Source organism: Cedecea davisae, assembly GCF_044095835.1.
In the GTDB taxonomy this organism is placed as follows: Bacteria; Pseudomonadota; Gammaproteobacteria; order Enterobacterales; family Enterobacteriaceae; genus Cedecea; species Cedecea davisae.
The window spans coordinates 988,446-1,001,661 of the sequence record NZ_CP172054.1 but is presented as its reverse complement, the minus strand read 5'-3'; the positions used below and the strand labels follow the sequence as shown (position 1 = coordinate 1,001,661).

Annotated in this window: 16 protein-coding genes; 3 read left to right on the top strand and 13 right to left on the bottom strand. The window is 56.6% G+C overall.

Translation table 11 applies throughout. The features are described from left to right. The first annotated feature begins 2 nt into the window (after positions 1-2). Together sseA and ACG1VR_RS05310 are read left to right on the top strand one after the other, a co-directional pair. On the top strand, positions 3-848 hold the full coding sequence (gene sseA, locus ACG1VR_RS05315; protein WP_016537748.1) for a 3-mercaptopyruvate sulfurtransferase: 846 nt from the start codon (positions 3-5) through the stop codon (positions 846-848). Beyond that, a complete protein-coding gene (locus ACG1VR_RS05310) occupies positions 848-1,621 on the top strand; it encodes a MurR/RpiR family transcriptional regulator (protein WP_172569193.1) in 774 nt (257 codons plus the stop codon). Before sseA ends, ACG1VR_RS05310 begins: the two co-directional genes overlap by 1 nt. A gap of 25 nt (positions 1,622-1,646) precedes the next feature. Here ACG1VR_RS05310 and sseB read toward each other — a convergent pair whose 3' ends face one another. The 11 genes from sseB to trmJ form a co-directional block, all read right to left on the bottom strand. Then, positions 1,647-2,426 (bottom strand): enhanced serine sensitivity protein SseB, encoded by a 780-nt coding sequence (gene sseB, locus ACG1VR_RS05305; protein ID WP_172569192.1) that lies wholly within the window; start codon positions 2,424-2,426, stop codon positions 1,647-1,649. Positions 2,427-2,675: 249 nt separating this feature from the next. Further along, positions 2,676-3,962, bottom strand: a complete 1,287-nt coding sequence (gene pepB / locus ACG1VR_RS05300; protein ID WP_279048076.1) for an aminopeptidase PepB — start codon at positions 3,960-3,962, stop codon at positions 2,676-2,678. Positions 3,963-4,028: 66 nt separating this feature from the next. Continuing rightward, positions 4,029-4,229, bottom strand: coding sequence for a Fe-S cluster assembly protein IscX (gene iscX / locus ACG1VR_RS05295; RefSeq protein ID WP_016537752.1), 201 nt, complete (start codon positions 4,227-4,229; stop codon positions 4,029-4,031). A 10-nt stretch (positions 4,230-4,239) separates the two neighbouring features. Then, entirely contained in the window at positions 4,240-4,575 is a 336-nt protein-coding gene (gene fdx / locus ACG1VR_RS05290; protein WP_016537753.1) for an ISC system 2Fe-2S type ferredoxin, read from the bottom strand. Position 4,576: 1 nt separating this feature from the next. Beyond that, positions 4,577-6,427, bottom strand: a complete 1,851-nt coding sequence (gene hscA, locus ACG1VR_RS05285) for a Fe-S protein assembly chaperone HscA (RefSeq protein WP_395490387.1) — start codon at positions 6,425-6,427, stop codon at positions 4,577-4,579. Positions 6,428-6,462: 35 nt separating this feature from the next. Beyond that, positions 6,463-6,978 (bottom strand): co-chaperone HscB, encoded by a 516-nt coding sequence (gene hscB / locus ACG1VR_RS05280; RefSeq protein WP_016537755.1) that lies wholly within the window; start codon positions 6,976-6,978, stop codon positions 6,463-6,465. An 86-nt stretch (positions 6,979-7,064) separates the two neighbouring features. Continuing rightward, positions 7,065-7,388 (bottom strand): iron-sulfur cluster assembly protein IscA, encoded by a 324-nt coding sequence (iscA, locus tag ACG1VR_RS05275; protein ID WP_016537756.1) that lies wholly within the window; start codon positions 7,386-7,388, stop codon positions 7,065-7,067. 69 nt (positions 7,389-7,457) lie between these two features. After that, on the bottom strand, positions 7,458-7,850 hold the full coding sequence (iscU, locus tag ACG1VR_RS05270) for a Fe-S cluster assembly scaffold IscU (RefSeq protein ID WP_016537757.1): 393 nt from the start codon (positions 7,848-7,850) through the stop codon (positions 7,458-7,460). A gap of 41 nt (positions 7,851-7,891) precedes the next feature. Next, a complete protein-coding gene (gene iscS, locus ACG1VR_RS05265) occupies positions 7,892-9,106 on the bottom strand; it encodes a cysteine desulfurase (protein WP_016537758.1) in 1,215 nt (404 codons plus the stop codon). 116 nt (positions 9,107-9,222) lie between these two features. After that, positions 9,223-9,711: a Fe-S cluster assembly transcriptional regulator IscR gene (gene iscR, locus ACG1VR_RS05260; protein WP_016537759.1), complete on the bottom strand. Its 489-nt coding sequence runs from the start codon at positions 9,709-9,711 to the stop codon at positions 9,223-9,225. Positions 9,712-9,841: 130 nt separating this feature from the next. Then, positions 9,842-10,579: a tRNA (cytosine(32)/uridine(32)-2'-O)-methyltransferase TrmJ gene (gene trmJ / locus ACG1VR_RS05255; RefSeq protein WP_039899389.1), complete on the bottom strand. Its 738-nt coding sequence runs from the start codon at positions 10,577-10,579 to the stop codon at positions 9,842-9,844. A 119-nt stretch (positions 10,580-10,698) separates the two neighbouring features. Between trmJ and suhB the strand changes: the two genes are divergently transcribed. After that, positions 10,699-11,505 (top strand): inositol-1-monophosphatase, encoded by an 807-nt coding sequence (gene suhB, locus ACG1VR_RS05250; protein ID WP_115586338.1) that lies wholly within the window; start codon positions 10,699-10,701, stop codon positions 11,503-11,505. A gap of 56 nt (positions 11,506-11,561) precedes the next feature. Here suhB and ACG1VR_RS05245 read toward each other — a convergent pair whose 3' ends face one another. Together ACG1VR_RS05245 and ACG1VR_RS05240 are read right to left on the bottom strand one after the other, a co-directional pair. Continuing rightward, positions 11,562-12,545 carry a nickel/cobalt transporter gene (locus tag ACG1VR_RS05245; protein ID WP_395490386.1) on the bottom strand — a complete coding sequence of 328 codons (984 nt, stop codon included), beginning with the start codon at positions 12,543-12,545 and terminating at the stop codon, positions 11,562-11,564. Then, complete coding sequence (locus tag ACG1VR_RS05240; protein ID WP_395491061.1) at positions 12,536-13,159, bottom strand: DUF1007 family protein; 624 nt, start codon at positions 13,157-13,159, stop codon at positions 12,536-12,538. Before ACG1VR_RS05240 ends, ACG1VR_RS05245 begins: the two co-directional genes overlap by 10 nt. Positions 13,160-13,216 lie beyond the last annotated feature (57 nt).

Sequence of the window (13,216 nt, the reverse complement as noted above, 5' to 3'; positions counted from 1 at the left end):
ACATGTCTACCTCTTTCTTCGTCGCGGGCGACTGGCTCGCAGAACATATTAACGATGACGATATCCAGATTCTGGATGCCCGCATGGCTCCTCCGGGGCAGGAACACCGTGACCTGCCGGGCGAGTACCGTTCAGGGCATCTGCCCGGTGCCGTTTATTTTGATATTGAGGCGCTCTCCGATCACACCAGCCCGCTGCCCCACATGATGCCGCGCGCCGAAGCGTTCGCCGTGGCAATGCGCGAGCTGGGCGTCAGCAGCGACAAACATCTGGTGGTTTACGACGAAGGTAACCTGTTCTCCGCCCCGCGCGCGTGGTGGATGCTGCGTACTTTTGGCGTGCAAAAAGTATCAATTCTTGCCGGAGGCCTCGCAGACTGGCAGCGCGAAGAGCTGCCGCTGGAACAGGGCGATGTTGTTTTGCCGGAAGGCGAGTTCGAGGTGAACTTCGATCCTATGGTCATCAAACGTCTGACCGACGTGCTGCTGGTCAGCCACGAAGGCACGGCGCAGATTGTGGATGCCCGCCCGGCACCACGTTTCAATGCCGAGGCCGATGAGCCACGCCCGGGTCTGAAACGCGGCCATATTCCCGGAGCGCTTAACGTCCCCTGGGTGGAGCTGGTTGAAAACGGCCAGTTGAAAACAACCGAAGAGCTGAGCGCAATTTTTGAACGCCAGGGCGTGAGCTTCGAGCAACCTATTATTGCCAGCTGCGGTTCCGGCGTAACGGCGGCGGTCGTGGTGCTGGCATTAACCACTCTCGGGGTGAACGGAGTTTCGCTTTACGACGGCTCGTGGAGTGAATGGGGCGCACGCGCCGATTTGCCGGTTGAACCCGCGCAATAATGGATAACCGGCTGGCCGGATTGCTGGAGCGCGGGGAAGCATTGACCCGCGCTGAATATCGGGTTCTCTCGCATCTGACTGCCCATCCGCTGCTGGTGGGCAACATTACGGTACGCGCCCTTGCGCAGGCCACCTTTGTCTCCAGCGCGACCATTATGCGGCTGTGCCATAAGCTGGGGTTTAGCGGCTATAGCGAATTTATCTGGCATTGCAAACAGCTGCTGTCCGGCACGCCACGCATCGCCAGCCAGCCGGTAAATCCACAGGCCGCTCTGCCGCAGCTCTTCGAACGCTTTATCGCCAACTATCAGCAAACCTTTCGCTGGGTGACGCCCGAGCTAATGGCCCGTTTTACCGAGCTTCTGCGGGAAAAAGAGAGCTTTTATCTCTACGGGGCCGGTTTTTCCTATCTTTTTGCCGAGTACCTGACTAAAAAACTGCAAGTTCTGGGAAAGACGGCGTTTATCTCAGGCCCGGGAGACAGCAGAGGCATCTTTCTCAGCAATGCCGCTAAATATCAGGTTTTTATCGCTATTTCACGCAGCGGTGAGACGGAACAGGTTCTGGACAAAGCAAGAATTGCCCAAAACGTGGGGATGACAATAGTCGCCTTTACCCGCGCCTCGCCAAACCCGCTGGCGGAAATGGCCGAGCTGCATTTCCCACTCTATGACGAAGCAGTGCACTACGCAGCCGAAGCGGCGGACATTACGTCATTTGAATCAAATCTGGTGATGCTGATAGATTTGCTGTTATTGCAGGCAACAGAGTAGCCCCTCCCGGCGGAGGGGGAACTCATCAGATAATGCGGTTTTGTTTGAAATCGCGCAGGAAACTGCCCCAGCGGCGCTCATAAAACGGCGTGATGTGGGCAATCATAAAGTGGCTGATGCCCTTCTCGCCTTCCACCACCTGGCAGATATCGACCGGCTCGTCGCCCGGTAAGGTATCCGTAGCCACGCTTCCGGCCTGGCGAATAATCGCTTCAATCTCACCGCCCTCGGCCTCGATACCGATCAGCAAGTTTGGCTCTTCATCCGCCTGCTCTTTGATGGAGCAGATAAACGCCCGCTTCACCGTTTTCAGGTTTTTAAACAGCGTGGTCAGGGAGTCAACCATCTGCGCCGGGGGTTCGGCAACTTCGGAAAGCAGCAGCGAAGTCCCACCTTCCAGGACTTCCTGCTGGCTCAGCGGATCGCTTTCCGCGCTCACCAGATGGCTTATCTCGTTCGGGGTAAACTCTTTGCCGGTCGGCAGTTTGGCATTAAGGAACAGCGCTTCACCCAGCGTCATTTCAAACAGGGTGCGCACGGGCATGACCACAAACGCCTGCTCGTGGCTAACGGCTTCCTGCAAAGCTTCCAGAGACGTAAAGAATGGAATAACCGAAGTGCCATCTTCTTTTTCCCAGTGCTGTAATTCGACCGCGCTATCGGCGTCGATGGCTTCACCTTCTGCGGCATTACCTGGCACCCAAACGGTGGACTCCAGCAGGGTACGGAAAAAGGCCGGGCGATGCGCCGGTTCGTTTGCCGCCTGCTCAAGCAGGGTTTCTAGTTCGTTTTTTGGTTCTGACATTGTGGTTCCGGGATAAAGCTAAAGAGGTTTTACCCTCACCCTAACCCTCTCCCTGGAAGGGAGAGGGGACTGTTCGGCGTTCGCTCTCCCTGCAAGAGAGAGGACCGTTCGGCATTCGCTCTCCCTGCAAGAGAGAGGACCGCTCGGCGTTCGCTCTCCCTGCAAGAGAGAGGACCGCTCGGCGTTCGCTCTATCCGAACTCTTTTCCCCCTCTCCGCTGTGGGGAGAGGGCCGGGGTGAGGGGCAGTATTACTTAGCCAGTAACAGATTGGCGATCGCACGAACGCCCAAACCGGTCGCACCCGCAGACCACTGCTCAACCGCACCTTTACGGTAGGTTGCGGAGCAGTCTACGTGCACCCAACCCTGGTGGTAGTTTTCAACGAAGTGGGACAGGAAGCCCGCAGCGGTGCTTGCGCCAGCCGGATAAGAGGCATTGGCGGTGTTGTTCAGCTCGGCAAAGTTAGAGGGCAGCTGGCTGCGGTGGAATTCGGCCAGCGGCAGGCGCCAGAACGGCTCGTTTTCTTCAGCGGCGCTTGCCAGCAGGCGAGCAGCCAGCTTGTCGTCGAAGCTGAACACGGCATGATAATCATTGCCCAGAGCGGTCTTCGCCGCGCCGGTCAGGGTGGCGCAGTCGATAATCAGCTCTGGTTTCTGAGCCGCAGCGTCAATCAGGCCGTCGGCCAGCACCAGGCGCCCTTCTGCATCGGTGTTCATCACTTCAACGGTTTTGCCGTTGCGGTAGGTGATGATGTCGCCGAGTTTCATGGCGTTGCCGCTGATCATATTGTCCGCGCAGCACAGGTAGAGCTTCACGCGTTTGTCCAGACCGCGAGCGATAGCAAAGGCCAGCGCGCCGGTAATGGTGGCCGCGCCGCCCATATCTGATTTCATCGAGTCCATGAAAGCGGTCTGTTTGATGCTGTAGCCGCCGGAATCAAAGGTGATACCCTTCCCGACAAGACATGCATACACCGGTGCTTCAGGGTTGCCGGTTGGGTTGTAGTCCAGCGCCAGCAGAACCGGCGCGCGGTCAGAACCACGGCCAACGGTATGGATCCCGGCGTAGTTTTGCTCGCGCAGGTCTTCGCCTTTGGTAATACGGTAGGAAACATGGTCGCAGGCTACGTCACACAGAAGATCGACAGCGCGGGAAGCCAGCTGCTCAGGGCCCAGCTCTTCTGCCGGAGTGTTAATAGTGTGGCGAACCCAGTCGATGACTTTCAGGCGCGTATCCAGCTCTTTCTGCTCAGACTCGCTCAGTACCGCCCAGTCAACTTTGCGGCTGCCTTTCGGAGCGCGATAGCCCTGCCAGAAGGCCCAGCTCTTCTCAACGTCCCAGCCTTCACCGGCCAGCTGAACATGTTTCAGCCCCTGGCCGTCAATTTTGCGCGCCGCGCGCTGAATAAGACCGAGGTCGTCTTTACCGGTCAGGTGTAGGGTAATGCCGTCGTTATTGATGCTATACGTCGCCTTTTCGCCCCAGCGTGCGTCCGCTGGCTGCGTGGAAAGGGTGATTTTCATGGCTTCAGTCATTTTCCAATCCTTCATTGTTCAGCACAGGCAAAATGCAAAAACGGGCCGCTCAGGGCGGCCCGTCTGTTATTCTGCTTCATCTAACCAGACAAGCAAAATCGCTTCCAGCACTTTTTCGTTAGAAGCGTTTGGATCGTCATCAAACTCTTCCAGTTCGCAGATCCACTGGTGCATATCGGTGAAACGCACCGTCTTAGGATCGAGATCCGGGCGGCTGTCATACAGCGCTTCGCCGATTTCACGGCTGTCAGTCCACTTCAGTCCCATGCGGCTCCCGTTAGTGTTCGCGTGCGTGGTTGATGGTATAACGCGGCATCTCAACCACCAGGTCTTCATCGCTGACGCGAGCCTGGCAGCTCAGGCGGCTCTCAGGCTCCAGACCCCATGCTTTATCCAGCATGTCGTCTTCATCCTCGGTGCTTTCCGCAAGGGAATCGAAGCCTTCACGCACCACACAGTGGCAGGTGGTGCAGGCACAGGACTTCTCACAGGCGTGCTCAATTTCGATACCGTTGCGCAGGGCAACGTCGAGAATGGTTTCACCTTTTTGCGCTTCCAGAACTGCGCCATCCGGACAGAGGTCCTGATGAGGCAGAAAAACAATCTTTGGCATATTAAACCTCGTCCACGGAGTGACCGGTCAGCGCGGTACGGATCGATTGATCCATGCGGCGTGCGGCAAACTCCTGGGTTTGCTTGTCTACGTTTTTGATTTCATTTTGAATAGCGTCGGCATCGTCACCGGCCGCGGCAGCGCTTAAGGCAGCCATGGCGTTGTCGATGTCGGAACGCTCTGCGGCGCTTAGCAGCGCGGCATCCGCCGTCAGTGCGCTGTTCAAACTCTCCAGCACGCGGGCAGCTTCGACTTTTTGCTCCGCCAGCATACGTGCCTGCACGTCATGCTCGGCGTAACTCATGGAGTCCTGAATCATACCGGCAATTTCGCCGTCGCTCAGGCCATAAGAAGGTTTAACCTGGATAGAGGATTCCACGCCGGTGGATTTCTCCATCGCCGTTACGCTCAACAGGCCATCGGCATCTACCTGGAAGGTTACGCGAATATGCGCCCCGCCGGCGGACATTGCCGGAATACCGCGCAGGGTAAAACGAGCCAGAGAGCGGCAATCCTGCACCAGCTCGCGCTCGCCCTGCAATACGTGGATAGACATCGCGGTCTGCCCATCTTTGAAAGTGGTGAATTCCTGAGCACGCGCCACCGGGATCGTGGTATTACGCGGAATAACCTTCTCGACCAGGCCGCCCATGGTTTCCAGGCCAAGCGACAGCGGGATAACGTCCAGCAGCAGCATTTCGCTGTCAGGCTTGTTGCCAACCAGGATATCGGCCTGAATAGCCGCCCCAATCGCCACAACTTTATCCGGGTCGATGGAGGTCAGCGGGGTGCGGCCGAAGAATTCGCCTACGCGCTCACGCACCAGAGGTACGCGGGTTGAGCCGCCGACCATCACCACTTCCAGCACTTCTTCTGCTTCCACGCCCGCATCTTTCAACGCGCGACGGCAGGCCAGCAGCGTGCGCTTAACCAGGGAAGCAATCATCTCGTTGAACTGGTCACGGGTGACTTCGCCTTTCCAGCCAGCCACTTCTACGCTGGCAGTTGCGGCATCGCTCAGCGCAATTTTTGCAGCAATAGCGGCATCCAGCAGCTGGCGCTGTACCCGGTCGTCGCTGCGGTCGGCAATACCGGCCTGTTCGCGCAGCCAGTCGGCAAGCAGGTGATCGAAGTCGTCGCCGCCCAGGGCAGAGTCACCGCCGGTCGCCAGCACTTCAAACACGCCGCGGCTAAGGCGCAGGATAGAAATGTCAAAGGTGCCGCCGCCCAGGTCGTAAACGGCAATTACGCCTTCTTTACCCGAGTCCAGGCCGTAGGCAATTGCCGCCGCCGTTGGCTCGTTGAGCAGGCGCAAAACGTGCAGGCCCGCGAGGCGAGCGGCATCTTTAGTACCCTGGCGCTGCGCGTCGTCAAAATAGGCAGGAACGGTAATCACCACGCCGTCCAGCTCTCCGGCCAGCGCTTCGGTCGCGCGGGCAGCCAGCGTTTTGAGGATATCGGCAGAAACGCGAACGGGGTTTAACAGCCCCGCCGGGGTGTTAATCATCGGCAGACCGTTTTCACTCGCCTGCAAATGGTAAGGAAGATGCGGGTAGCGCGCCTGAATGTCCGCCAGAGAGCGGCCCATCATGCGTTTTACCGAGCTAATAGTGTTCGCGGGGTTCTGTGCTGCCTGCGCACGAGCTTCCCAGCCAACCAGGTGACCCTGCTGCTGGTAATGGACAACGGAAGGCAGCAGCGCGCGGCCTTCGTGGTCGACCAGGGCTTGTGCCTGCCCGCTGCGCACGGTGGCAACCAGCGAGTTGGTGGTGCCAAGATCGATACCTGCGGCCAGCCTGCGCTGGTGCGGCGCAGCCATCATGCCGGGCTCACTAATTTGTAATAAGGCCATGTTTCGCTTCCAAAAATCGGGCCTGAGTTCAGGCGTTAAAAGTCGAGCAGTTTTTCTTCTAGTTGTTCTATTTGGCTCTGTAATTTGTCGAGGAAACGCAGCTTGCGAACGGTGTCCGCAGCCTGTTCCCACTGCTGGTCATCCAGCTGCTGTACCATCTGCGCGCTGCGGTTTTTCACCATCGTTTTTACGCGCCCGGCAAAGCTTTCCAGCCCGTCACCGTCTTTTTTCTGCTCGATTTCGTCCAGCTCTTCGCGCAGCTCAAGTTGTTCCATCAGGAACGCGGTATCACGCACGGTATGCTGTTCATTAGCCAGATCGAAGCCGTTCAGGGAGAGGAGATATTCGGCGCGGGCAAGCGGGTGACGCAGCGTCTGCCAGGCCTGGTTGATGGTTGCGGATTGACTTACCGCCAGCAATTGCTCCGCCTGAGGGCGGCTGGCGTATTTGTCCGGATGGAACTGGCGCTGCAGCTCCTGGTAACGGGTAGCCAGATGCTGAAGGTCAAGGGTATAGCCTGGCGTTAGCCCAAACAGGGTAAAGTAATCCATAACAGACTCGGGTACATGTCAGGTTAGTGCTGTGTGGTAAAGCAAAATCCCCCACGGGCCGAAGCCGGTGGGGGTGATAAGCGGGATCAGACGTGGAAGCTTTCGCCGCAGCCACACTCGTCCTTAACGTTAGGGTTGGTGAATTTAAACCCTTCGTTAAGACCTTCTTTGACGAAGTCGAGCTCGGTCCCGTTTAAGAATTGCAGGCTTTTACCATCGATAACTACCTTCACACCTTTGTCTTCGAACACGGTGTCATCCGCCATCGGTTCGTCAACAAATTCCAGAACGTAAGCCATCCCGGAGCAGCCTGAAGTACGCACGCCCAGACGCAAACCAAACCCTTTACCGCGGTTGGTCAGGAAGGCATTTACGCGGGCAGCAGCGCTGTCGCTAAGGGTAATCGACATACAACAACCTCAATCAGAATATTAACTCGTCATACTTCGAGCCGCTGCCGGGCAGCAGGCTCGAATTATTTAGAGTTGTTTTGTTTCACGTTTGCTTTTGTAATCCGCGATAGCCGCCTTAATAGCGTCCTCAGCAAGGATTGAGCAGTGAATTTTCACCGGCGGCAGTTCGAGCTCGTCTGCGATGTCGGTGTTTTTAATCGCCTGCGCTTCGTCCAGAGACTTGCCCTTCACCCACTCGGTTACCAGCGAGCTGGAAGCAATCGCCGAGCCGCAGCCATAGGTTTTGAAACGCGCGTCTTCAATAATACCGTCATTGTTGACTTTGATCTGCAACTTCATCACGTCGCCGCACGCAGGTGCACCCACCATGCCGGAGCCAACGCTGTCGTCGCTGTTGTCGAAAGAACCGACGTTGCGCGGGTTTTCGTAGTGATCAATTACTTTTTCGCTGTAAGCCATTTTACTTCTCCAGAATCTGAAATCGACGTCTCTACAGACGATTAATGGTGAGCCCATTCGATGGAATTAATATCCACGCCCTGCTTGAACATTTCCCACAGCGGAGAAAGGTCGCGCAGACGGCCGATGGACTTACGTACCAGCTCGATGGTGTAGTCGATCTCTTCTTCAGTGGTAAAACGACCCAGAGAGAAACGGATGGAGCTGTGAGCCAGTTCGTCACTCATCCCCAGCGCGCGCAGCACGTAAGACGGCTCAAGGCTGGCAGAAGTACAGGCGGAACCTGAAGAAACCGCGAGGTCTTTCAGCGCCATAATCAGTGACTCACCTTCAACATAGTTGAAGCTTACGTTGAGGATGTTAGGCGCGCCGTGTTCCAGGTCGCCGTTCAGGTAAACCTCTTCCATATCCTTCACGCCGTTCCACAAACGGTTACGCAGCGTGCGCAGACGGGCCATTTCGGTCTCCATCTCCACTTTCGCGATACGGTAAGCTTCACCCATGCCGACAATCTGGTGAACAGGCAGAGTACCAGAACGCATGCCGCGCTCGTGGCCGCCGCCGTGGATCTGGGCTTCAATGCGGATACGTGGCTTACGGCGCACGTAAAGCGCACCAATGCCTTTCGGGCCATAAATTTTGTGGCCGGAGAAGGACATCAGGTCAACTTTCAGCTGGCTCAGATCGATAGGCAGTTTGCCCACGCTCTGGGTCGCATCAACGTGGAAGATAATACCGCGGGAACGGCACATTTCGCCGATAGCAGCGATATCCTGCACCACGCCGATTTCGTTGTTCACGTGCATGATGGAAACCAGGATTGTGTCATCACGCATGGCGGCTTCCAGCGCCTTCAGGTCAACGATGCCGTTGCTCTGCGGGGCCAGATAAGTCACGTCGAAACCTTCACGTTCCAGCTGACGACAGGTGTCCAGCACGGCTTTGTGTTCGGTTTTGACGGTGATGATGTGCTTGCCTTTCTTCTGGTAGAAGTTAGCGGCACCTTTAATCGCCAGGTTGTCAGACTCGGTCGCGCCGGAGGTGAAAACAATTTCACGCGGGTCAGCGCCAACCAGCTCTGCGATTTGGTTACGGGCGATATCAACTGCTTCTTCAGCCTGCCAGCCAAAGCGGTGGGAACGGGAGGCCGGGTTACCGAAGGTTCCGTCCATTGTCAAAAACTGCATCATCTTCTCGGCAACACGCGGGTCAACCGGCGTAGTAGCAGAGTAGTCGAGGTAAATCGGTAATTTCATTGCTCTTAAGCTCCGTACATCACTTCAATACGAAGAATCAGGCTTAAAATATGCTGCCGTTATAGACAGGGAGCGTCGCTCCCCCAACCTGATTCTAAAAATTCGTGTTCTTCTGCTTATGCGCGCAGTTTGACGTCAATAGCGTCCTGAGAACGGGTGCTGCGATGGTTTTCGTTGTGCTGACGGTCGGCCACGTCCAGAACTTCCTGGTTGTTCACCAGTTCACCGAGGGTAATGTTGTTCAGGAAGCCGGTCAGACGATCGCTCAGGTCGCGCCACAGCGCATGGGTCAGGCATTTATCGCCGCCCTGGCAGCCGCCTTTACCCTGGCATCGGGTCGCGTCCACGGACTCATCAACGGCGCTGATCACTTCGCCAACGGCGATGCTGCTCGCATCTTTACCCAGCAGATAACCACCGCCAGGACCGCGCACGCTGGCAACCAGGCCATTTTTACGCAGGCGGGAGAACAGCTGCTCCAGATAGGAGAGCGAAATACCCTGACGTTCAGAAATATCGGCCAGCGGAACCGGGCCAGATTCAGAGTTCAGCGCAACGTCAAGCATCGCGGTTACGGCATAGCGCCCTTTTGATGTCAGTCTCATGTCTTACTTAACCTCAAATAGCCCCTCGAGCCGGGGGTTTTTTAAAAGTGTGATTGTCACATAGCAGGTCGCAAGTCTGACATTCCTGAGTAAATTGGTCAACTATTTAACCTACCAATTTACTCAAGTATTATTGGCCCGATTTTTTGGGGTTTTCCAGCGACGCCAGCATGCCGCGCAGGATGTTTAATTCCTGACTTTCCGGGCGGGCGCGGGTGAATAAGCGGCGCAGTCTGTTCATCACCTGGCCTGGGTGAGTCGGGCGGATAAAGCCGCTTTCCTGCAGCGCCTTTTCGAGGTGACCATAGAAGCGCTCTAAATCATCCACCAGCGGGTACGGCGCATCTTCCTCTTCTTTAGAGGCTTCTGGCTGTTCCTGAGTGGCAAGCCAGGCAATGCGCACTTCATAGGCGAGGATTTGCACCGCCATCGCGAGGTTAAGGGAGCTGTATTCCGGGTTAGCCTGAATAGCCACATGATAGTGGCACTTTTGCAGCTCTTCGTTGGTCAGGCCAACGCGCTCGCGGCCAAAGACGATAGCAACCGGCGCATGCTGCGCTTCGCTGATGCTTTTCAGGCCGCATTCACGCGGGTCGAGCATCGGCCACGGTAATGTGCGGGAGCGGGCGCTGGTGCCAACCACCAGGCTGCATCCTGCCAGGGCTTCATCAAGCGTATCGACGATTTTAGCGTCGCCGATAACATCGCTGGCACCGGCCGCCAGGGCAATAGCCTGAGAGTCAGGTTTTACCAGCGGATTCACCAGCCACAGGTTAGTTAAGCCCATGGTTTTCATAGCACGGGCCACGGAGCCCATGTTGCCGGTATGCGAAGTTTCGACCAGCACGATTCGTACGTTTTGCAGCATTATCATTCACAGCCTGGGAAGAATATCGCAATATCTTATCATATCCCTGAGACATATTCCGAACGCTCTGCTATACTCCGCCGCGATTTCCGTTCTTTAACATCCAGCGAGAGAGACCGATGCAACATCCTATGTTGACCATCGCCGTGCGTGCTGCGCGCAAGGCGGGTAATGTAATTGCCAAACACTACGAAACTCCTGATTCCGTAGAAACCAGTCAGAAAGGCAGTAATGACTTTGTGACCAACGTCGATAAAGCCGCCGAAGCGATGATTATCGAAACAATCCGCAAATCTTACCCGCAGCACACCATCATCACCGAAGAAAGCGGTGAACATGCAGGCGAAGATACGGATGTGCAATGGGTTATCGATCCGCTGGATGGCACCACCAACTTCATCAAACGTCTGCCACACTTCGCCGTCTCTATCGCTGTTCGCATTAAAGGCCGCACCGAAGTTGCCGTGGTCTACGATCCAATGCGTAATGAACTGTTTACCGCTACTCGTGGCCAGGGCGCACAGCTCAACGGCTACCGTCTGCGCGGCAGCACCGCTCGCGACCTGGATGGCACCATCCTGGCGACCGGCTTCCCGTTCAAACAGAAACAACACGCAACCACCTACATCAATCTCGTTGGCAAGCTGTTCACCCAGTGCGCGGACTTCCGCCGTACCGGTTCTGCCGCGCTGGACCTGGCCTACGTTGCCGCTGGCCGCGTAGACGGTTTCTTCGAAATTGGCCTGAAGCCGTGGGATTTTGCCGCTGGCGAACTGCTGGCTCGTGAAGCGGGCAGCCTGGTTTGCGATTTCACCGGCGGCCACAACTACCTGCTGACCGGTAACATCGTTGCGGGTAACCCACGCGTAGTTAAGGCGATGCTGTCTACTATGCGTGAAGAGCTGAGCGACGCGCTGAAGCGCTAAGTTTTGCTGTACCCTCCCCCGCTTACCGCAAGCGAGGGAGGGTTAATTTTCAAACATCAAAAAGGCCGAATTCCTCGCGCCATCGGCTGCACGCTCAGCCACATAATCACCGCCGCAGCTATCAAAATAACGCCCCCAGCCAGAGCAAGCGTTGACCAGCCAACCTGCCGCCATAATACCGGCGCCTGATTGCCGCTCAATCTTACGGCCAGCGTACGGAAGCTATGCACCAGCAACGCCAGCCCTGAAATCGTTATTGAGGTACCCGCCGCCATTGCCAGCGCCGACAGCACGCCCCAGCCAAACACGCCGATAACTTTGCTGAACAGCAGCACCATAATCGCGCCCGAACACGGCCTCATTCCCATCGAAAGCACAATCATCAGCCGCGCACGCCAGTCGCTCCCGGCAGCCAGCTGCTTTTCGTCCGGCATATGCTGATGCCCGCAGCCGCAATGAGCATGATGAACATGGTGCGGGGTAAACGAGGTGAATTTGGGTTTGCGTTTCAGCAACACGCGCAGCCTTCGCAGAGCCCGCCAGCTCAGCATTCCCCCGAGCACGCCCACCAGTAAATAGCTGCCTTTTTCCAGCCAGAAGCTGCTCAGGTGCAGCTGGCGTGAGGGCAGCGTCAGGACGACCAGCACAACCACCACCAGCAATATTGCCACCAGCCCCTGGAGCAGAGAGGCGGCAAACGTCAACCGCAGGCTGCTTGCTATCTTTGAAGGATGAGTGGCAAGCCAGGTGGTTATCACAATCTTGCCGTGCCCCGGTCCCAGGGCATGCAGCACGCCGTACACAAAGCTAAATGAAAGCAACGACCAGCCGGCGCGGGTCGGGTTTTCCGCTACCTGCCGCAGCAGCCCGCTCAGCTCCTGGTTGATTGCACGCTGCCAGCTGGCGGAATTTAGTAAAATCTGCGGCCAGTAAATCCACAGGCTATAGAGCCCGGCAGCGGCGAATAAAAGAAACAGCGCCAGCGGCCAGAGGTGAACCCATCGGCGGGAAGCGGCGGAAGAAGAGGCAATTACTGACATGCTAACGTCACCTCCTGGGCAAACTGCTTCCCGAGATCCATATCTTCCGGCGGCGCGTCGGCTTTATCCAGCGACTGCGCAAACAGCAGCGTCTCTTCGTTCGGTTTTGGCGTGTGAACGGAAACTTTGCAGCTCGCAGCCAGCTCCTGCGGCAGGTGAACATCCTGAGGGTGGTCGTAGCTCATATCGACAAAATAAGTCGGGTCGAAGGTTGAGAAACGGTAGGTCTGCCCTTTCAGCGGCTGCGGGTGCGCCAGCGGCAGAATAAAGGTTAAAACGGCCTGGTGATTAGCCCGGCTAAGGCCGTATTCCGGCGGTAAATTGTTGAACTTCACTTTTTCACCGTTGTGCCAGAACTCGGTGAAATAGTGCTGGCCGAGCACATTAGCCATGACCTCTGCCGCCAGCTTTTTCCAGACCGGCGAGCCGGGTTTAGCGTCTCCTGCGTCATACAACAGATCTGCTGAAGTAATATCGTCCATCGTCCACTGCATTTTAAGGCCGGTTAACTGCCCGTCTGCCGCCACCGGCGTCGTGACGAGAGAGATAAAACTGTGGGGATGAGCCTGCACGCATGCGGCATAAAACCCTGCTAACAGTGCAACTACTCCCATCAGGCTGATTCTTTTGTCGCCCATGCTTCCCTCAAGATTTAAATTCTGTGAGCCAGC